Source organism: Pseudomonas siliginis (genome assembly GCF_019145195.1).
Taxonomy (GTDB): Bacteria; Pseudomonadota; Gammaproteobacteria; order Pseudomonadales; family Pseudomonadaceae; genus Aquipseudomonas; species Aquipseudomonas siliginis.
Genome location: NZ_JAHSTW010000009.1, coordinates 193,995 through 214,475 on the forward strand (window position 1 = coordinate 193,995; position 20,481 = coordinate 214,475).

Genomic DNA, 20,481 nt, shown 5'->3' on the forward strand with positions numbered 1-20,481 from the left:
CGCTGGCAAGCCAGCTCCCACAGGGGGCATGTGTACAACTGAAAGTCAGGATGGGATGGTCAGGCCACGAATGACCGCCGGGCGAGCAAGAAACCGCTCCAGCACCCGTGTGACATTGGGGAAATTCTCAATCCCGACCAGATCCCCCGCCTCATAAAACCCGAGCAGATTGCGCACCCACGGGAACGTGGCGATGTCAGCGATGGTGTAACGCTCGCCCATGATCCAGTCGCGGCCTTCGAGGCGGGTGTTGAGCACGTTCAGCAGGCGTTTGCTCTCCTCGACATACCGATCGCGTGGACGCTTGTCCTCGTAATCCTTGCCGGCAAATTTGTTGAAGAAACCGAGCTGGCCGAACATCGGGCCAATGCCGCCCATCTGCCACATCAGCCATTGGATGGTCTCGTAGCGCAGCGCGCCTTCTTGAGCGAGCAACTGACCGCTCTTGTCGGCCAGATAAATCAGGATCGCGCCGGATTCGAACAGCGGCAGCGGTTTATCTTCCGGGCCATGCGGGTCGAGGATCGCCGGGATCTTGTTGTTCGGGTTCAGCGAGAGAAATTCCGCCGAGGTCTGGTCGTTGGTGTCGAAACCGACACGGTGCGGCTCGTACGGCAGGCCAATCTCTTCGAGCATGATCGACACTTTGACGCCGTTGGGGGTCGGCAGGGAGTAGAGCTGAATCCAGTCCGGGTACTGCGCCGGCCATTTCTGAGTAATCGGGAATGCAGACAGATCGGTCATTGGAAGCATCCAGTCACAAATTGAAAACCGATCATAAAGTAGGCCTGCCGCTGCGCCTACACGAACCGTAACATCCTGTCGCTAACCTGCCTGCATGCCCGCAAAGGTTGCCGCTAGAGTGCTGCGCACTGGCCTGGAACGAACCAAACGGCGTTACAGGACTCAGAGTTATGCCTTTCTCGCAGAGGAAGCTGTTCACGACAGGGAAACACCCGGTGCTGGGAGCCCGCGGTGCCAAGGTTTGTCAGCCTTAACCGATTTTGCTGAAGAACCCTCGAATTGATGACGAATCTGATGAGTTTCGCCAAACGTTTCAAACATCGCGCGTACGTGGCCCTGCCCTCCCTGCTGGCAGTCAGCGCGCTTTTTCTGTCCCTCGAATCCAGCGAAAGCCGCGCACAACCGGCGGACGGCACACAGACGCTGGTGTTCCTGCGCCACGCGGAAAAGCCCGAAGGCGGCCTCGGCCAGCTCAACTGCCAGGGCCTGAACCGCGCTATCGACCTGTCGACGCTGCTGCCGGAAAAATTCGGCAAGGCCGATTACGTGTTCGCCGCCAACCCGACGCGCAACGTCGAGGAAGGCGAACTGGATAATTCCTACAGCTACATTCGTCCGCTGATGACCATCAGCCCGGCCGCGATCAAGCTCGGCCTGCCGGTGAACATCGAGTTCTCCGCCAACGACACCAGCGATCTGGCCCGCGAGCTGCTGGACGAGAAGTACCACAACTCGACGATCTACACCGCCTGGTCTCACGGTTATCTGCCGGATCTGATCAATAAGGTCGCCGGCAACGCAGTGGGCGAGCGGCAGAAGATCACCGATGACTGGGCCGGCGATGACTTCGATTCGCTGTATGTGCTGACCCTGAAGTGGCACAACGGCAAGGCCAGTTTGCAGAGCCATGTCTACAAACAGGGGCTGGATAACGGCAAGGACACTTGCCCGACCTGAGTTTTGTATTGACTGACCCGGCCCTATCGCTGGCAAGCCAGCTCCCACAGGTATGAGAGTGTGTATGAATTACATGTACACCCACAGTACCTGTGGGAGCGGGCTTGCCCGCGATGGGGCCAGCGATAATGCCTTCAAACCCTCTGGCTCACCCTCGCGCGCAAATACTCGATCACCGCCCCCCGCTTTCCGGCAAACTCGATCCGCCCGCCCTTCTTCTCGCGCTGGAAGACATACATCGGGTCGTAATACTCACGCAGCAAACCCTCGATCCAGCCGCGATGCAGGTCCACCGCGCCGCTGCGGCCCTGCTCGGCCAGCGCCTGTTCCATCAATGCCAGCATCCGCGAATGGCGCTCACCGCCGAGGCGTTTCTGTACGTTGTTGAGGCTTTCCAGCAGACGTTCGGAAAACAAGGCAAAACCGTTTTCGCCGTGCAGCGAAGCAAACTCCGCCGACAGATCGATGACGTAATCACGCAGGATCCGCTCGACACGATCCTCGAAACGATCCTCCAGCCAGACCATCGGGTACTGCTGCATGCCCTGATACAGCGGCAGCGGCAAGGCGCAACTGCCGACCACACGGCTCTCGTCTTCGAGCACAAACTGCTCGATCCCGGCATCGCGTTTCTTCAGAAAGTCGATGGCCAGGCGATTCTCGAAATCGATGTTTGACGGCTGCCCGGTGGCACGTTTGCCGAAACTGGAGCCGCGATGGTTGGCGTGGCCTTCCAGATCCACACCGTTGCGCAACTGCACCAGCACTTCGGTCTTGCCGGTGCCGGTCATGCCGCCGAGCAAAACGAAATCACACTGCGCGATGGCCTGCTCAAGGGTGTCGATCAAAAAACTGCGCATCGCCTTGTAGCCGCCGCCGACGCGCGGATAGTCGATGCCCGCCTCGTCGCGCAGCCACTGCTGGGTGATCTGCGAGCGCAAACCACCGCGAAAACAGTACAGATAACCATCGGGATGAGCCCGGGCGAAGTCGGCCCAGGCCTGGATGCGCTCGGCTTTGACTGCGCCGGACACCATTTGATGGCCCAGCTCGATTGCCGCCTGCTGGCCATGCTGCTTGTAGCAGGTGCCGATCTTCTGCCGTTCCAGATCATTCATCAGCGGCAGATTGACCACGCCGGGGAACGCGCCTTTGTGAAACTCGACCGGCGCGCGGGCATCCATCATTGGCCGGTCGTTGAGGAAAATGTCGCGGTAGTCGGTGCAGTCGCGGAGCATCAAATCACCTCGACCGCGTTCGTCTGTCGCTCAACCAGTTCGCCGATCGGCGCAAGGTTCAGGCCCAGTTTCGCGGCGACGCCGAGGAACTCGTCATTGCCTTCAGGCGTGACCGCAATCAGCAGACCGCCGCTGGTCTGCGGATCGCACAGCACGCGTTTGTGCAACTCCTGCACGCGGCCAACCTTGCTCGAATAGCTGTCGAAGTTGCGCAGCGTACCGCCCGGCACGCAGCCCTGATCGAGGTAGTACTCGACGCTGTCCAGGCGCGGCACGCGGTCGTAGGCGATGCGCGCGGTCAACTGGCTGCCGTCGGCCATTTCCACCAAGTGCCCGAGCAGGCCGAAACCGGTGACGTCAGTCATCGCGGTGACTCCAGCGAGTTTGCCGAAACGGCTGCCAGGCTTGTTCAGGGTGCACATCCAGTCGCGGGCGACACCGACGTCGGCGGCGCGCAACTTGCCCTTCTTTTCGGCGGTGGTGAGGATGCCGATGCCCAACGGTTTGGTCAGGTACAACAGGCAACCGGCGGTGGCGGTGTCGTTGCGTTTCATGTGGCGCTTTTCCACAAGCCCGGTGACGGCGAGGCCGAAGATCGGCTCCGGCGCATCGATCGAATGCCCCCCCGCCAACGGAATGCCCGCCGCGTCGCACACCGAGCGACCGCCACGAATCACTTCCCGCGCCACTTCCGGCGCCAGCACATTCACCGGCCAGCCGAGGATCGCGATCGCCATCAACGGATCGCCACCCATCGCGTAGATGTCGCTGATTGCGTTGGTTGCGGCGATGCGGCCGAAGTCGAACGGGTCATCGACAATCGGCATGAAAAAATCGGTGGTCGACACCACACCACGCTCGGCATCGATCTCATACACCGCCGCGTCATCACGCGAGGCGTTGCCGACCCAGAGTTTCGGATCGAGGTTCTGTGCGCCGCTGCCGGCGAGGATCACTTCCAGCACCTGTGGGGAAATCTTGCAGCCACAACCGGCGCCATGGCTGTATTGGGTCAGACGAATCGGCTCGCTCATGGGAGAGTCTCTGGCAATGAATGGGGCGGATTCTAGCAGAGCGCGAGAGCGCAGATTTTTGTGCTGACCGAGCGGCCCCTTCGCGAGCAGACTCGCTCCCACATTTGTACGGTGGTCTCCAGTGGGAGCTAGCCCGCTCGCGAAAGCAATCGAACCTGCCTGCACCGTCCAGTCAGCCCCGCCTGCCAACCTCAGCGAAAATCTGCGTAATCGGCCGATGCGGCTGGCGCTTGTGCATACGCCGCACTTGTTCACTCAGCCGCAGCAACTCTTCGCTGGGCTTGGCCCATTGCTCTTTCGGCAGCGGCTCGGACCAGGCACGCATGACTTCCGGCAGCGCCTGTTTGCCGATTCTTTCGAGTCGGCGCACTTCCCATTCGACCAAACGGTTGGGAACCGTCCATAAAGTCATGACGTGATACAGGTACCAAAAAAATCCCGACAGCCGCGAGCGGCGGCCTTCACGGATCTGCTGGTGCATCCGCGCGCGGGCGTTACGGAAAGTGTGCAGGCCTTCGTGAGGCGGGTCGTCCGGGCCTTGCAGATCCTGCAAATCCTGAATTGATTTGAGGTCGTTGACTTCGTACTCCATGTAACCGCGAATCGCTTCCCAATGACTGATCGCGAGCTCCAGGCCGGCGCATTGGAATTCAAGGCTGGTGAGGGTATCGCCGTGATGAAAACCGATGCCCATGCCATATTGACGATGGATGCCGAATTGGGTGGTGCCTTTGGCTTCGATGATCCACGCGGACAGCGATTCCCACGGGACAAAGACCGGCTCGATGGCGCCTTCGGGCATGAAGCAGACTTCGCGGCGTTGGCGGTTGAAGCGGGTTGGAATGAGGGAGAGGCGTTTTTTATGGAAGTGGTGCCAGACGCCTAGGCCGATGAACAGCGTAAAAGGCCCGGTAAATACAGTGTTCTCGCAAGCCTCTTCGAAGATGGCAAGCATTGACGCCCATATGGCTTCTTGACCATAGCCGAAAATAATCCCCAAAAACCCAGTAATAACTGGGAATAAAAAAAGCACCGAGAACGACGTAGCAAATGGCCCTCCCAACGTCATTTGCCACATGAAAACTTGCGGCTGGCCTAATCCGAAGTCCATGTAAACATCGTTGAGCTCACCGATATGTGGGCCATAAGGGGGCATCGGTGTGGGCAGTGGCAACGGTGCGAGATAGGTGATCTTTCCGCTTGGAAACGGCTCTACATCGCCCGCTTTTCTGATCACCTCACTTTGCGCATCAACAAGAGGCTCATTGTGATTATTCAGCATGGTCGGCCCATTCGAGGTATTGAGTTTCTACCAGCAGAACCATCGGGTTTTCCTTGACCGACCCGGTAGCAACAACTGAGAAATGGCCGCCACCCCGAGGGTCTCCCACCTCGGCCAAGATCAACCGAAACATCCGCATCCAGCGCGGTCCCCTGTGGGAGCGAGCCTGCTCGCGAAGGCGCTCAAACAGGCAAAAAACCTCCCTCCCTCTGGTCACAAAACTGCTCTGCATCAGTCCACAGCCCGCCTGCAAACCTCAGCAAAAATCTGCGTAATCGGCCGGTGCGGCTGGCGCTTGTGCATCCGCCGCACTTGTTCGCTCAGCCGCAACAACTCTTCACTGGGTTTGGCCCATTGCTCTTTCGGCAGCGGCTCGGACCAGGCGCGCATGACTTCCGGCAGCGCCTGCTTGCCGATTCTTTCGAGTCGGCGCACTTCCCATTCGACCAAACGGTTTGGAATCGTCCATAAAGTCATGACGTGATACAGGTACCAAAAAAATCCCGACAACCGCGAGCGGCGGCCTTCACGGATCTGCTGATGCATCCGCGCCCGGGCGTTACGGAAAGTGTGCAGGCCTTCGTGGGGCGGGTCGTCCGGGCCTTGCAGATCCTGCAAATCCTGAATTGATTTGAGGTCGTTGACTTCGTACTCCATGTAACCGCGAATCGCCTCCCAATGGCTGATCGCGAGCTCCAGGCCGGCGCATTGGAATTCCTGGCTTATGAGGGTTTCACCTTGGTAGAAACCGATGCCCATGCCGTATTGGCGGTGGATGCCGAACTGGGTGGCGCCTTTGGCTTCGATGATCCAGGCAGACAGCGATTCCCATGGGACGAAGACTGGCTCGATGGCGCCTTCGGGCATGAAGCAGACTTCGCGGCGTTGGCGGTTGAAGCGGGTTGGGATGAGGGAGAGGCGCTTTTTGTGGACGTGGTGCCAGACGCCGAGGCCGATGAACAGGGTCAAGGGGCCGCAAATTAACTCATTTTCCAATGCCACTTCGAATACACCTACCATTGATTCCCAAATTGCCTCGTTCCCATAGCCAAAAAGAATTCCTAGCAAGCCCGTGAACAAAGGAAATAAAACGAGCACCATAAAAGTGCCTGCGGTCGTTCCGCCGAAAATTAGCTGCCATGGGAATACCTCCAGTGAGCCGAGACCAAAATCCATGTATCCGTCATTGAACGCTCCGATATGAGGTCCGTAAGGCGGCATTGATGTAGGTAATGGCAACGGTGCGAGATAGGTAATTTTCCCGCTTGGGAACGGCTCAATATCGCCCGCTTTTTTAACCCCCTCATATTCCGAACTGGAAAGAGGATTACTGCGATTATTCAGCATGGTCAGCCCATTCGAGGTATTGAGTTTCTACCAGCAAAACCGGAGGGTTGTCTTTAACCGAGCCAGAAGTTACTACAGCAAAATGACCGCTATCCAGAGGGTCAATATGAATCACGCGCGTTCTTGACTCCGCCCCACCTTTGCCATTGACGGTCTGGATACATATGGCAAGTTCGAGCGTTTCCTTTGCAGGCGTATAGTCAGAATCGTGACGGATGGGGTACTGAAGACAAAGCACCAAACCATCTGTCGATGACTTCACGATTCGCAGACTGCTCAATATCTCCTCACTAATGACTTCCTTGCGTACTTGCGGCACACCGCGACCATGCAGCGGTGCAACAAGTCTATGGCCACCGATTCCCAAGCGTTGACTCGGTTTACCGTTTAACGGTGGCAGAAGATCATTTAGTGCCAGCCTCGGCAGAACCAAATGGATATCACTGGGTTTGGCGCCAAATAATAATGTCTTCAGCCAGGTGTCACTGGGATCAGGTCCTGATTGGGCGTAAGGAGCGTGTATCAAAAACGCCAGATAATTTTGATAGTCATCCAGAGAGTGGTCTCCGCGCATCTCGTCATCACGGCTCCAAGGCGTAATTTTCAGCCACTTCTCATGGGCAGAAAGGTTGTAACGATTGAACAGCCAAGTACCGACGAACTCCAGCACGGTGAACAACGCACCGGCCAAATTGAAGCGAAAGAACACTAAAGAAAGACGTGTACCAGCTGCAGCCCAAGCGGCCGTGCGTGCCGAGCTATTAGGTGCAGTGAACACTTTGAAAGAAGCGTAGACAGTGTTACTCGCTCCATATCCGTTAGCTGCAACCATACCTGCAGCGCCCAACGTTGCCAGCGCAGCCGCCCTTTGCTCAGATGGAGTGCCGCTGCGGATCGCGTCTTGCCATTTTCGATCCTGGTTTCCGAGGCTGGTAATAGAAGTTCTTAAACCAAAAAAATAAGTAAAAAAGCCCAAACCAACATGCAACTTACCCATTTGCACACGAACCTGTTGCAACGCTTCAAGCTGCAAACTCCCAACTAGACTCGTGCTGCGAGCCTTCAAAGCTGTATCAGCAAGCCCCTGCGCAGCGGTAAATCCCGCAGCGCCTGTAGCGGCAAGAGCCGCCAAAAAATCCGCCCGTTTCTTCCTGTCCCTCGTCTGCTTCATTACCTCTCGATAAGCCCCCACCAAATTCACCACCTGCACCAACACCACCAACAACCCCATCCCCTCCGTCCGCACCAGACTCGCCTTCGAAACCCCCGCCACCCCCGCGCGAATGTTCTCCAACAACCCACGCAACTCCCCTTGCTGCGCCGGCGGAAACACCACCGTCAATCCCGCTTTCGCCGGGGTGGCGCCGTACAGCCGCGCCGAGCGATCCGGCAGTTCGTCGATCGGGCTTAACGCTGCCGCGAGGCGGCCTTCGAACAGCGCCAGTTGCGTGCGCACGCGGACGATTTCTTCCTGCAATTCCATCGCCCGGGCGGTTTTGTGGCCTTGGCGGTTTTTGTTGTGGGTGAGCTGGTTGCGTTCGCGGTTGAGGGTTTTCAGGTAGTCGCGCTCGCGCAGCACTTCCTTGATCGTGGCTTGCAGCGCCGCTTGCTCCGCTGGGGTGGACACGGTGAAGGTCACGCCGCTGGTTCGCGCGGCGTCGAACACGCGCAGGCGCAGGGCTTTGGGCAAGCGCTGGAACAGCTCGTCGAGGTCGGGGATTTTCTCGCCGGCAAGATCAAAACCTTCCAGCGCCCGGCTCAGGCCGAGGTTCAGCGCCGGGCTGTAGGTGTCTTGCACCGCGTCCGCCAAGACGCGACTGTGTGCGGGCAGGTCGTCCAGCGCGGGCAGCTGCGGCTGCTCGATGCTCTGCAACTTGGCCAGCCAGTCCGGCAGGTTGTTGAACATCGCCATGCCGGCGTTGAACAGCGTTGAATATTGCCCGGCCTGCTCGGTCTGCAAGCGCAGCGGCAAGGTGTAGAACAACGGGCGGGTCAGTTGCGGGTGTTGTTCGAGGTAATCGAGCATTTGTTCGTTGGCCGCATCGCTACGGCCGATGTCCTTGAGGCAGGCGTATTCGCTGGCGAGCGCCTGATCGATCTGCACTTGCCCGTCGAAATACCAAGCCGAGCGATGGAAACGCCCGGCGCACAGCAGTTGCGCGCGATCGGCGGTGATGCGTTCGAGCAGGCGATTCCAGCGTCCGAGGTTGTCGCGATGATTGTTCAGCACCTCGTCCATCGCCGGACGGTCGATCAGATCGTTGATGCCGCGTTTGCCGCTGAGCAGCGGGCCGTCGAGAACGTCCTTCATGCGCCGGCTCTGATCCTTGCCGAGGTCGACCAGTGTGCTCAGGTGACGCTCGACGAAATCAGCCGGGGCGACTTCAGCAAAATATTCACGGGTATAAAAGCGTCGGTCCGCCTCGGCGGTGACGCGAGCATGTGCGGTGAAATCCGGGGCGACGCCGTCGAAACGGTTCAGCGCCAGCGACTCGTCCAGTGCCTTTTCGCGAAGCTGTTGCAACTCAGGCGTGGCTTCGCCTGCAACTGGCTCGACCTCACCACCCTTGTTCAAATAGTCGAGCAGCGCCTGCCGGGTATTTTCCCGATCCGGTTCGGGCAATTGCTCCAGTTCAGCAAAGAATGCCTGGGCGCGCGGATCGTCGTTGGCCTTGGCCAGGGTGTCGAAATCCTGAGCGCCCAACTGGCTCAGCGACTCGATGTAACTGGCCAGCAGATAGTCGCGCTCGTTGTTGTCGGTGTTGCTCCACTGCTCGATCCAGCCGACTACCAGGTCCTGATAATCGGCCAGATCGCGCATCACGCCGAGGTCGTCGTTGACCAGCAGAAACAGCGTGTCGTCCTGATAAGGTCCGCGCACCCGACCAAGAAATTCGCCGATATGCGCCTCGCGAAAACGTCGCGGGTTTTCCCACAGATAGGGTTCGCGTTCGTGCTCCGGCGCATCGCTGACCTGCACCGTCGACATCCGCGTGGCGTCCGCCTCGGCCAGCGGTTTCGCTGTGCAGGCCACTTCCGCCAGCCACTGTTTGGCCTGGGCCACGGTGAGCAGATGCTCGCCGCCGATCAGACAATGCACCGGGCCGAGATCGACCGCCTGCATGAAGTGCTCGCGCTCCTCCGCGCTGTCCAGCACCTGCCGGCACTTCGCCGCGCTCAACTGCACGTCGGCGAAGGTCACGTAGAGGGTGCTTTTGCGCGAGAAGATCAACGCCGGACGTTCTTCGATGGCGCTGCGCTGCTCCTCGCTGACGCTTTTGCCGCGATGCAGCAATGCGCTGATCACGCCGTCGAGCACGCGATATTCGTAGAGCTCACCGCTGAGGCTGTCGACGATGTACAGCCAACCGTCGCGCAGGCGGCGGATGCCCATGGGGCGCGCGGTCAGGGTGTACGGCAGCGTGAATTCGGTGCTGGGGTCGAAGGGTTTTTCCACCACGCCGTACGCGAGGGGCAGCAGTTGCACGTGGGTGTTGCGCAAGGGGCAGGCGGCGGGACCGATGATCGGGGCTTTGGACGCGGCGGCTGCCGCAAGGTCGGCGGGATGGTTCATGGTCGGACTCTTTCAGACGCCCATTGGCGGGCCATTGAAACGGCCAGCGTCAAGCGCTCACCGATCGGTTGCAGGGAGGGCTCGTGTAGCAAGTGCTGGATCTGCGGATGCTCATCCGGATCAGCGCCGTTGAGAGAGGCGACAAGGTTGGCGAAGTAAAGCCATTCCGATTGGCTGCTCAGGCCGAGCGCGCTGGCTTTTGCCTCGATTTGTTCCAGAAGCATCCAACGTTCAGCGATGGTTTCCCCGGTATGAAACCGGGGAAAATATTCAAGCAAATACGCATCGACTTGTAGCAACACCCGCCGCCGATCCACCCGATCCAGCGCGGCATCCTGCTCGGCACTCAACCGATACGGCGACACCAGCGCCCCACCCTGCCCGTGCCGAGGTCGCTGACGGTGCCAGACTTGCCGCGCACCATCCGCCGTGACCACGCACCCCAGAGGCCCGAACAGACTCGCATCGCCGCTGGCAAACAGCGCCTGCGCCACGGCGGCATCCGCCAGCCGCAACAACACCGGCGAGCCGACCGGCAACTCGACGATCAGCAACTGGCGCAAATGCGCGACGATTTCATGCGCCGGCGCGGTGCTGAACAACAGCACGCCCCATTCCTGTTGGGCGTGCTGGCGATAAAACCGCGCCACCGGATCGTCAGCGTCAGCGAGCGCCACCAGCAGCGGCGAGACGTCACGCAGGGCCGAAAACGGTGGCTGGTCGTACAGCGCGAAAGCGTTGGCGGCGGGATCGAGCCTTCGCAGTTGCGCCGGTAAATCCGTGATCGTCGCACCATCGAGCAGCACAAACGCCTGCTGCTCAGCCCACGGCAAACCTTCGGGCCAATCCGTCAAAAGGCTCATGCCTGGGCTGCCTCGCAGATCAGGCAACGCGAGGTCCGCGTGGTCAGCAGCGCATGCCGTTGCTGCACGGCATCGAACGTCGCCTTGAGCAACGGCGCAGCCCCCGGCAGCAAGGGTTCCGCTGGCAGACACACCGTCGGCGCCCCGCCCTGCACCACCGGCACACTGCTGAAAATGCCGGCGGCGCCGACCGTCAGCCAATGCCCGCCAGCAGCCAGAGTGATCTGCAGGCCGCTGTTGAAAACCACCTGCTCGCCCGCGCCGAAATGCAGCTGCTGCGCCGCACTGACGCGCTGGCTGGCGACCCGCACATGCTGCTCGCCCTGCACCCACAGATGATCGTCCTGCTTGAGTTCAGTCAGGCGATTGCCGTGGGTCAGGTGATGTTCCTCGTCACGCAACTCAAGGCTGGAGACGCCGCCAATCACTTGGCTGTGCAGGTTGTCGATCTGCACACGCAAGTCGTTGAGCACGTGCTGCACCAAGTCGCGCTGCGCCCTGATGGAGATTTCTTCCGCGCCTTGCCGGTCCTCGATGCGCAGTTCGTTGTAACCACCGCCGCCGGGGCTGCTCTGGCTGCGCCAGATACTGCGCGTCTGTTGCGCCGGCAGGTCCAGTGGCACCGGGGTTTCGGCGTTGGGCAGGCAGGCGAGCACATGCGGTTTGTCCGGATCGCCATCGGTGAAGCCCACCAGCACTTCCATACCGACGCGAGGAATCTGCACGCTGCCGTAGCGGTCATGCGCCCAGGCAGTGGCCACGCGCAGCCAGCAACTTGACTGTTCATCACGCTGGCCGTCGCGATCCCAGAGCATTTGCACTTTCACGCGGCCGTAGGCATCGCTGTAGATTTCTTCGCCGGGCGGGCCGGTCACCACCGCCAACTGACTGCCACTGACGCGCGGTTTGACATGCTTGAGCTGCGGGCGAAACACCACGTCCCACGGCGTCGCGACGAAATGGTTGCGATAGCCCTGACTGAAACCATCTGCGTCAGCCTGCTCGGTGAACGCTTCCTCGAGCACTTGCGGCTGTTTGCCGATGTGCTCGACCTCGGTCAGCAACCATAAATCGTTGCAGTCGGCGCGCGAGTAATCCGCCATGGTCATGAAACTGCCGCCGCGCATCAGCGCCTGATTGCTGCGCCCGTTAGCCAGACGATAGTCGGCACCATGGCGCTCCAGCGCACGCTGGCTGAGGTGCTTGCCGCGCTCGCGATGGGTGAACTGCCCGGGAAACTCATAATCTTCCAGCAGCGGAACCCGCGCTGCACTGACCTTGGCGTCCAACTGCACTGCGGGCTTTTCGAAGTGATAGTCGCGGCGCTCGACGATGTTGGAGCGTGGCTCCAGGCGCACAGTGAACTGGTCGATAACCGGCGCATCGGCAACCAGGCCGTTGCCCTGCACATAGCGCGTCGTGACGTCGTGTTTGAGGAACGCCGTTTGATCGTCGCCGAACACCAACAGGTGCGCCTCACGGCGGTGGCGGAAGTGAAAGTGCAGGCCCTCCTCTTCGCACAGCCTCTGGATGAAGTGCAGATCGGATTCCTGGTATTGCACGCAATACACCCGCGCCGGGTACTCGGCGCTGAGCTGAAAACACCAGGCATCGGCCTGCATGCCGTGATCGCTCAACACATTGGCGATGATCTGCGGCACGCTCAGGTTCTGGAAAATCCGCTGATTGCGCCGGTGCGCGAGGTAGGCAAGGTGTGGCGCCAAGGTGATCTGGTAACGGCTCAGCCGAACACCGCAATCACCCTGGCCGACCCGATAGACCAGCCCGTGCATGCCGCTACCGTCGGCACCGAAACAGAGAAAGGCCGGCCGATGCAGTAAGCCTTCCAGATCCAGATCGGGCCGCTCGCTGACCAGCTCGAGATCCAGTTCGTAGGTCTGGTTGAGCACTTCCCGGGTGCGAAAACCGAACACTTGAAGATCGTGGGAAACGCCTTCTATCTCGAGAGTGAAAACAACGGGCCTGCCAGCGATGCGCATCCACCTGTCCCTGTGTCTGAGTGAAAGACGGGACTGTGCAACGGTGCACTGCAATGGGTGAAGTCAGACCTTTCCCTGTTTTGCCGGTCTGCGAGCGAAAAGGACATGGCCCACAGAGAAGCGGCCGGGATCCTACGGAAATGATCCCGGATCCTATGCCTTTCCCCTGTGGTCAGGGCAGCAAGATGATCTTGTCGCCACCGCCCTGATTGACCTCTTCATAGCGCGCCAGCCCTTCAGCCAGCGGCACCTCCACCAAGCCCTGCGGCAGTGGCAAGCGGTCCTCATCGAAGAACCGCCCGAACTGCTCGAGCATCGCCGCGCACGCCTCAACGCCGTACAACAACGAGTTGATCCCGACCACCGAGCCGCCCTTGCGATACAGCGCCAGCGCCGGCAATTGCACGTGGCCGTCGACCGGTGCGGCGATGATGGCGATGCGACCGAAGGTCGCCAGTGCCGCCACCGAAGCGGGCAGCCAGAAGCCGGTGGTGTCGAAGATCACATCGGCGCCACCGCGATACACCGCATTGACCTGCGCACCCAGCTCTTCAGGCTTATCCAGTTGAATCGTCTGATAGCCCTGCTGCTGCAGATCCGCGACCTGCTCGGGCCGGCGCGCCGCCGCCAGTAATTGCGCGCCGCGCACTTTTGCCAGGGCCAAAGCCGCGGTGGCCACTGCCCCGCCGCCGATCACCAGCAAGCGCGTATCGGCGCTGACCAGGCTGCGTTCCAGCGCATCCCACGCCGTGGTGTAAGGCACGCCAAGACTGGCCGCCTGGGCGAAACTCAGGTGCGCCGGTTTGTGCGCCACGCCAGTGGCCGGCAGTTTGACGAATTGTGCATGGGCGCCGTCGGCGAAGAAGCCCAACTCGCGCCCGGTACCCCAGACCTCCTGACCGATCAGTGCTTGTGGCCCCTCGACCACCACCCCGGCAAAATCCCGCCCCGGAACCCGTGGCAGTGTGGTGTAAGGAAAACGCCCAAGGACGTTTTTCACATCGCTGGGGTTGAGCCCGGCAGCCTTGATCTGCACCAGCACTTCATTGGCGCCGGGCACCGGGGTCGGAACGTCGACGAAACGCAGGGAAGACAGGTCGCCGGTCTGATCGAATTGCAACGCTTTCATGGGCATATCCACCGAAAGGAAAAAGGGAAATTCAGGACAACCAGCCAGCGACCAGTTGCCGGCCCAGCGGCCACAACTGCTCACCGGCCAACATGCCGAGCAGACCGACCAGCGCGATCGCCGGTGGTGCGGGAGAACGGAAATCGAGCGCGCCGTAGAGCAGGCCGACGCCCAGGCCGATGGCCAGAGAAATGAGGTAGTTCATGAAAGGAACTCCGCCGCGATAAGTGATGGGCAGAGTCTAGGGAAACGGGCGGAGCGGTATCGGCCAAGGACTTCTGAATTTCGGACAAAAACCCCAATTCACAAAGAACCTTGTGGGAGCTGGCTTGCCAGCGATAGCGGTGGGTCAGTCAACATATCCGTTGAATGCCAAGCCGCCATCGCTGGCAAGCCAGCTCCCACAGGCATCTCACAAGTCAGACATTTTTCCTACACAGCAAATTGCGAAGGCGCCACCCCTAGCTCCCGGCGAAACATGTCGCTGAAGCTGCTCGGCGAATAACCCAGTTCGCGAGCAATCACGCTCACTGCCACGCCCTGAATCAACGCTGCCGCCGCCGTCGCCAACTGCACCTGGCGTCGCCACTCGGCGAAGCCCATGCCGAGGCTGTCCTTGAACAGCCGCGCCAGCGTACGCACGCTGGCCCCGGCGTTCTGCGCATGCTGCTCGAACGGGATCTCCAGCGACGGCGCGGCCATCACGGCCTGACACAGATTCATCAGACGCCGGTCGGACTCATCCGGCAGCGGAATCTTCAGTTGCGAACGCCTTGCCCGCCGCAGCTCCAGCAACGCCAGCCCGACCAGTGCCTCGTAATACTCAGCCTCGCCGTCATCGCCCTGCGCCACCAGCCCGACGATCAACTCGCGCAGCAGACCACCAACTTCGATCACCTGCACTGTCGCATCCAGCGTCGCCGCCAGCGCCGGGCGCAGGTAGATATTGCGCATCTGCAAATCCGACACCACCCGGATCCCGTGCGGCACCCCCGGCGGCAACCACACCGCCCGCTGCGGCGGCACCACCAGCGCTTCGTGCGGGGTTTCGACCCACATCACCCCGCTCATCGCATACAGCAACTGCCCCCAGACATGCTCGTGCGGCTCAATGAACAAACCACGCGGATAGGTTCGCGCCAGCGGTTGCACGGGCACATCGGTGTCGGTCAGATCAGGGGGCGCGGCGAGGGCCATGGCGAGCGTTCACAGGGGGTCGGCGAAGCCGCCATGGTAACCAGCACGCCGCGCACTCGCCAACGATAGATACCGTCGGACAATCCGAATGAATTTTCCCGGCACAGCGCGATCCGTTTAATACCACAGGGAGGAATTCGGGCTTTATGAACAACGCAAAACTTTACGTCATCGACTACACACTGCATGGCACCCCCAAGTCGTTCATTATCCGCTCGGACAAAATGGACAACGCCGAAGCCTGGCATTGGGCAAGCTGCGACGCGGGCGTAGGTCGCATCCCGCGCTTCGGCCGCGAGAAAGTGCAAAAAACCAGCAAACCGATGGCAGAAAAATTCGGTCTGGAAAACGTCACCTGGCGCCAGACCAACTGACCCCACCGCCTTCACCGCAGGCTTGGCAATCGACAGGGGGAATCGACCGATGACCGACACTTATCACCCGGCCCGACTGGACTACGGCCTGACCACCTTCTTCGGCCAGATCACCAAAACGGTGAATTGCGCAGTCGCACTGGAAACGGTCGCGGATGACCCTTATCGCTTCACCTTGTGCGTCCAGGCACCGGTACCGGAAGACCTCCACCAAGCCAAGGTTGTGGTGGTCAAGGTCGAAGGGCGAACCTTGCAAGGCACGGTCAGGCACTTTGAACGACAGGACGACGACAGTCTGAAAATGGAAGTGGAGCCTGATTAGGCTCCACTTTTTTTTGCCGCGCTTATTTCGGATGAGCGCAACCGCAACCCTTCATCGCACACTCTTCACCGTGCTTATGGTGATGAGCGCAAGCCTCGCAGCAATAGTGTTTACCGTGTACAGCGTAGGAATGTTCGCCTTCTTTGATCGTGCAGTTGCAGCCCGGGCAGTCGCATTTTTTATCGGACATGGGACAGACTCCTTGCGTGGTGGTTGTCTGGGGCTTGCGAGCAAGCCTTAAGGGACAGTGTAGAAGGTGGTGTTGCAGGCTGGCCAACTGTTGAGAGATTGGGCGACGCAGAGATGCTTCGCGAGCAGGCTCGCTCCCACAGGTGTTCGCCGCACAAAGCAATGAGCGTTAGCTCGAATAGCTTTTGATCTTGATCTCAGAGCCTGTCGGCAGGCTGAGCGGAGGGCAACACCCGCAGCACCGGATATGTACTCAAAAATCACTGCGCCTGCCGCGAACTCCGATACATAAACACCAAAGCCACCGCCAGACACACCATGGCCAGCATCCGGCTCGGAGACAAGCCGATCGCCGGATTCCCCAACCAGCCAAAATTGTCGATCAACATCCCCATGCCCAACTGCCCGACAATCACTGCCACCGTCGCCACAGCCGTCCCGACCACCGGCACCGCGCCAACCATCACCATCATGTACACCACGCCGAACAGCGCCCCGGTCAACTGCCACTTCGGCACCTCAAGCAGACTCACCGCCTGCGCCGGCTCGAAAAACAGAATCAACAACCCGGTCACCACCGCGCCCACCGCAAAGGTCAGCAGACTGGAACGCAGCACACCCACCGTCTCACCCAGACGACCATTGATCGCAGCCTGCACACTCAACACCGCACCGGCCAATACCACCACCGCCAACAAAATCACCAGACCCATCACTCACCCCCGCGCAATCAGAACCAAAGCCGCCACAATCAAGCCCAACGCCAGCCAGCGCTCGCCGTTGACCTTCTTGCGCGTCGCGCCGAACCAGCCGAAATGGTCGATCAGCACACTCTTGCCGACCTGACCGGACAAAATCGCAATCATCGTCATGGCAATGCCGATATGCGGCGTCGCCAGCGTCAGCACCACCACGTAGATCGGCCCGAGAAAACCGCCGATCAACTGCCAGCGCGGCAACTCGGTCAGCGCCGGGCCTTTCTGTGGGCCGGCGAACAGCAAGAGCAAAAACAGAATCGCCGAACCCACACCGAAGATGCTCAACGTCGCCCACAAATGCCCGACCTGCTCACCCAGCGGTCCGAGTAATCCGGCTTCTACCGACAAGCCCATGCCAGCGAGAATCACCAGTGGCAGCAACAGCAGACGCAACACCGATCTTTTTACCGGTGCAGCAACCACCCCTTCATCCAACGTCTGCATACATAACCTTCCACGCTCAAAAACAATGGCGCGGATTATCGGCTGGCGCCGCTGTGCGATAAATGGGAGCATCCGGACAACACTTTTGCGCAACACGCACAGCGAGACACAGCATGCACGGGCTCAACGAACTCGGATTCAAAGCGTTAAGGCTGTTTGTAGCGGTCCTCGACCACGGCAGTTTTTCCGAAGTCGCCCGCCGCGAAGGGGTCGCGCCCTCCTCCATTTCGCGGCAGATCCAATTGATGGAACAGGCGCTGAACCAGCAATTGCTCTACCGCCACACCCGCGCCGTCACCCCGACCGAAGCCGGACGCACGCTCGGCCACCATGCGCGGCTGCTATTGGTGCAACTGGAGGAAGCCGAACAGGCGTTGCAGGAACAGCAAAGCGAACCCACCGGACTGGTGCGCATCAACGCCCCGGTGGTGTTCGGCCAGCGCCATCTGACGCCCTGGCTGGGCCAGCTCTGCGCGCGCTATCCGAAGCTGCAACTGGATATCCAGCAAACCGACCATTACGTCGACCCGCTACAGGAAGGCGCCGACCTGCTGTTTCGCATCGGCGCGCTGCACGATTCAAGCATGCAGGCACGCATTGTGGCGCCGCACCGTTTTCAGGTCGCGGCCAGCCCGGCCTACCTCAAACGCCACGGCACGCCGCAGCACCCGGACGAACTCGCGCAGCATCAGTGCCTGGCCTACAAAGGCGCGGCCGGTCAGCAGCGCTGGTTTTTCCGCCGTGATGGCGAGGACTGGACGCCGTACACGGTCAGAGGCCCGATCACCGGCAACCACGCCGACACCCTGACCCAGGCCGCTCAGCAGGGGCTGGGGCTGGTGATGTTTCCGTCGTGGCTGATTGGCGAAGCGGTACGCGAGGGCACACTGGTGCCGGTGCTGGGGGAATATCAGGTGTCGAACAGCCTGGAACCGCAGCAGATCGCCGTGCTGTGGCCGGGGAGCCGGCGGTTGTCGGTGAAGGTGAGGACGGTGATTGATTTTTTTGTCGAGTGCTTTGGCGAAGTGCCCTATTGGGACAGACCTTAAGCCCCACACAAATCCAATTGTGGGAGCGAGCCTGCTCGCGAATACGGTCCGTCTGATATCAGAGCAGCGTCTGATACACAGCTTTCGCGAGCAGGCTCGCTCCCACAGGGTTTATGCAGGGCTCCAGAATTGCGTCAGATACGGAACTGCCCGACCAGCTTGCCCAACCGCTGCCCGAGCTCCGCCAGACTGCGCGACGTTTGCGCGCCCAGTTGGGTTTCATCGGCGACGCTGTCCACCGCCACGGCAATCTGATGCACGCTGCGGTTGATCTCTTCGGCCACCGCCGTCTGCTCTTCCGCTGCGCTGGCGATCTGCGCGTTCATCGAGTTGATCGTCGCGATCAACTGCGCCATGGCATCAAGCGATGCTCCGGCCTGATTGGCTTGCTGCGAAGTGCCGTCGCCGGCCTCGCTGGAACGGCGCATCGCTTCTACCGCTTGCTGCGTGCCCGCTTGCAAGCGGTCGATCATGCCCTGGATTTCCTGGGTGCTGATCTGCGTACGGCTGGCCAGCGCGCGTACTTCGTCCGCAACCACCGCAAACCCGCGCCCGGCCTCACCGGCACGTGCCGCTTCGATCGCCGCATTGAGCGCCAGCAGGTTGGTCTGCTCGGCAATCGAACGGATCACGCCAAGGACGCCGACGATGGAACTGACGTCCTGCTGCAAGCTGTCCAGCGACACGCCGCTGGTGCGGATGTCGTCGACCAGCGCATGAATCTGTTTGATGCTGCCCGCCACTACGCGCTTGGCGCTCTGGCCTTCTTCGTCGGTCTGCTGAGCGGCGACGGCGGCGTTCTGTGCGCTCTTGGCGACTTCCTGGGCGGCGGCGGACATTTCGTTGATCGCCGTGGCGACCTGATCGGTTTCGTGGCGTTGACGCTCCATGGCCTGATCGGAACGCTGCGCCTGTTCCGAGACCTGGGTGACCAGCCCGGTCAGTTGCGTGGTCATTTCGGTGATCTGCCGCACCAGGCCGTGGATCTTGTCGACGAAGCGGTTGAACGAGCCGGCCAGTTCGCCGAGTTCGTCCTGACTGGTGATGTTCAGGCGCCGGGTCAGGTCGCCCTCGCCCGCCGCGATGTCGTCGAGGTTGGCTTTCATAAGGGTCAGCGGGCGCAGAATGGTGTTGGCCAGCAGCATGCCCGCCGCCGCGATCACCAACAGCACCAGCACCGCAACGCCGACAATGCTCAGCACCACGCCTTGCACGCGCTCCTGCACTTGCGCCTCGACCTGCGCCACTTGCGCTTCGATGCCGTCGAGGTTGACCGAAGTACCGACCGCCATGTCCCACTTCGGCAGGTATTCGGTGTAGCCGAGTTTCGGCACCAGCACCTTGGCGTTGCCCGGCAGCGGCGAGCTGTATTGCAGATAGTGAGTGCCGTCCTTGGCCACTTTGACCAGGCCGAGGTTGACGTAGACGCCGTTCGGATCGCGGTTGTCCTTGAAGCTTTTGCCCACGCCATCGGGATCGTTGGCCTTGAACAGGCGCACGGTCTCGGAGTCGTAGCCGAAGAAGTAGCCGTCCTCGCCGTAGCGGATGCCCGAGAGCAATTTGATCGCCTGCGCCCGCGCCGCGTCGTCGCCCGGTGCGGCGGCGTCGTACAGCGGTTTAATCGTGGTCATGGCCACGGCGACGTAACTTTGCAGGGTGGCCTTGGCGTCGCTGAGCAGCCGCTCGCGGGTCTGTTCGACCTCCTTGCGCGCCTGTTCCTGGAGGATGAACAGCGTGGTCACGCTGATGACCAGCGCAAAGAGCAGCACCGGCAGAACGGCAAGGGACAGGACTTTAGCCTTGAGACTCAGGCGCATCGGGGGACTCACTCTTTTGATTTTGTTGGCGTGGTTAAAGGCTTTAACGGCACGCCGGAGCAAAAGTTGAGTCCGGGAAATACCCAGTCCCCTGTGGGAGCGAGCCTGCTCGCGAAAGCGTTGGCTCAGCAACCTGTGTGTCGACTGACACGACGCCTTCGCG

General features: G+C 60.6%; 19 protein-coding genes. 4 read left to right on the forward strand and 15 right to left on the reverse strand.

Features of this window, described 5'->3' with window-relative positions; genetic code table 11:
* Positions 1-45: 45 nt before the first annotated feature.
* The gene (locus tag KVG87_RS18905; protein ID WP_041477217.1) at positions 46-744 is read right to left on the reverse strand and encodes a glutathione binding-like protein; all 699 of its coding nucleotides are present in this window, start codon (positions 742-744) and stop codon (positions 46-48) included.
* Positions 745-1,026: 282 nt separating this feature from the next.
* Between KVG87_RS18905 and KVG87_RS18910 the strand changes: the two genes are divergently transcribed.
* Positions 1,027-1,701, forward strand: a complete 675-nt coding sequence (locus KVG87_RS18910) for a hypothetical protein (protein ID WP_024013504.1) — start codon at positions 1,027-1,029, stop codon at positions 1,699-1,701.
* A gap of 134 nt (positions 1,702-1,835) precedes the next feature.
* Here KVG87_RS18910 and mnmH read toward each other — a convergent pair whose 3' ends face one another.
* From mnmH to KVG87_RS18960, 10 genes are all read right to left on the reverse strand, one after another.
* The gene (mnmH, locus tag KVG87_RS18915; RefSeq protein ID WP_217852026.1) at positions 1,836-2,939 is read right to left on the reverse strand and encodes a tRNA 2-selenouridine(34) synthase MnmH; all 1,104 of its coding nucleotides are present in this window, start codon (positions 2,937-2,939) and stop codon (positions 1,836-1,838) included.
* Positions 2,939-3,973 (reverse strand): selenide, water dikinase SelD, encoded by a 1,035-nt coding sequence (gene selD, locus KVG87_RS18920; protein WP_217852028.1) that lies wholly within the window; start codon positions 3,971-3,973, stop codon positions 2,939-2,941. Before selD ends, mnmH begins: the two co-directional genes overlap by 1 nt.
* Positions 3,974-4,145: 172 nt before the next feature.
* Entirely contained in the window at positions 4,146-5,255 is a 1,110-nt protein-coding gene (locus KVG87_RS18925; RefSeq protein WP_217852030.1) for a hypothetical protein, read from the reverse strand.
* Positions 5,256-5,486: 231 nt separating this feature from the next.
* Positions 5,487-6,602, reverse strand: a complete 1,116-nt coding sequence (locus KVG87_RS18930; protein ID WP_217852033.1) for a hypothetical protein — start codon at positions 6,600-6,602, stop codon at positions 5,487-5,489.
* The gene (locus KVG87_RS18935; protein ID WP_217852035.1) at positions 6,592-10,176 is read right to left on the reverse strand and encodes a toxin VasX; all 3,585 of its coding nucleotides are present in this window, start codon (positions 10,174-10,176) and stop codon (positions 6,592-6,594) included. Before KVG87_RS18935 ends, KVG87_RS18930 begins: the two co-directional genes overlap by 11 nt.
* A complete protein-coding gene (locus KVG87_RS18940; RefSeq protein WP_217852038.1) occupies positions 10,173-11,039 on the reverse strand; it encodes a DUF4123 domain-containing protein in 867 nt (288 codons plus the stop codon). Before KVG87_RS18940 ends, KVG87_RS18935 begins: the two co-directional genes overlap by 4 nt.
* On the reverse strand, positions 11,036-13,039 hold the full coding sequence (gene tssI, locus KVG87_RS18945; RefSeq protein ID WP_217852040.1) for a type VI secretion system tip protein TssI/VgrG: 2,004 nt from the start codon (positions 13,037-13,039) through the stop codon (positions 11,036-11,038). Before tssI ends, KVG87_RS18940 begins: the two co-directional genes overlap by 4 nt.
* A 172-nt stretch (positions 13,040-13,211) precedes the next feature.
* Complete coding sequence (locus KVG87_RS18950; RefSeq protein WP_217852042.1) at positions 13,212-14,168, reverse strand: quinone oxidoreductase family protein; 957 nt, start codon at positions 14,166-14,168, stop codon at positions 13,212-13,214.
* A 31-nt stretch (positions 14,169-14,199) separates the two neighbouring features.
* Positions 14,200-14,373 carry a DUF1427 family protein gene (locus tag KVG87_RS18955; RefSeq protein WP_073471384.1) on the reverse strand — a complete coding sequence of 58 codons (174 nt, stop codon included), beginning with the start codon at positions 14,371-14,373 and terminating at the stop codon, positions 14,200-14,202.
* Between the two features lie 227 nt (positions 14,374-14,600).
* On the reverse strand, positions 14,601-15,365 hold the full coding sequence (locus KVG87_RS18960) for an AraC family transcriptional regulator (protein ID WP_217852044.1): 765 nt from the start codon (positions 15,363-15,365) through the stop codon (positions 14,601-14,603).
* A gap of 146 nt (positions 15,366-15,511) precedes the next feature.
* On the opposite strand from KVG87_RS18960, the gene KVG87_RS18965 reads away from it, so the two are divergent.
* Both KVG87_RS18965 and KVG87_RS18970 read left to right on the forward strand, forming a co-directional pair.
* Complete coding sequence (locus KVG87_RS18965; RefSeq protein WP_016775403.1) at positions 15,512-15,739, forward strand: DUF6555 family protein; 228 nt, start codon at positions 15,512-15,514, stop codon at positions 15,737-15,739.
* Between the two features lie 49 nt (positions 15,740-15,788).
* Positions 15,789-16,061, forward strand: coding sequence for a hypothetical protein (locus KVG87_RS18970; RefSeq protein ID WP_016775404.1), 273 nt, complete (start codon positions 15,789-15,791; stop codon positions 16,059-16,061).
* Positions 16,062-16,083: 22 nt separating this feature from the next.
* Here the strand turns inward: KVG87_RS18970 and KVG87_RS18975 are convergent, their stop codons facing one another.
* From KVG87_RS18975 to KVG87_RS18985, 3 genes are all read right to left on the reverse strand, one after another.
* The gene (locus KVG87_RS18975) at positions 16,084-16,251 is read right to left on the reverse strand and encodes a metallothionein (protein ID WP_016775405.1); all 168 of its coding nucleotides are present in this window, start codon (positions 16,249-16,251) and stop codon (positions 16,084-16,086) included.
* 259 nt (positions 16,252-16,510) lie between these two features.
* Positions 16,511-16,963: a DMT family transporter gene (locus KVG87_RS18980; protein ID WP_016775406.1), complete on the reverse strand. Its 453-nt coding sequence runs from the start codon at positions 16,961-16,963 to the stop codon at positions 16,511-16,513.
* Positions 16,964-16,966: 3 nt separating this feature from the next.
* Positions 16,967-17,452: a DMT family transporter gene (locus tag KVG87_RS18985; RefSeq protein WP_217852046.1), complete on the reverse strand. Its 486-nt coding sequence runs from the start codon at positions 17,450-17,452 to the stop codon at positions 16,967-16,969.
* A 113-nt stretch (positions 17,453-17,565) separates the two neighbouring features.
* Here KVG87_RS18985 and KVG87_RS18990 point away from each other — a divergent pair, with 113 nt between their 5' ends.
* Positions 17,566-18,501: a LysR family transcriptional regulator gene (locus KVG87_RS18990; protein ID WP_217852048.1), complete on the forward strand. Its 936-nt coding sequence runs from the start codon at positions 17,566-17,568 to the stop codon at positions 18,499-18,501.
* A gap of 134 nt (positions 18,502-18,635) precedes the next feature.
* Here KVG87_RS18990 and ctpM read toward each other — a convergent pair whose 3' ends face one another.
* The gene (ctpM, locus tag KVG87_RS26410; protein ID WP_217852050.1) at positions 18,636-20,318 is read right to left on the reverse strand and encodes a methyl-accepting chemotaxis protein CtpM; all 1,683 of its coding nucleotides are present in this window, start codon (positions 20,316-20,318) and stop codon (positions 18,636-18,638) included.
* Between the last annotated feature and the right edge of the window lie 163 nt (positions 20,319-20,481).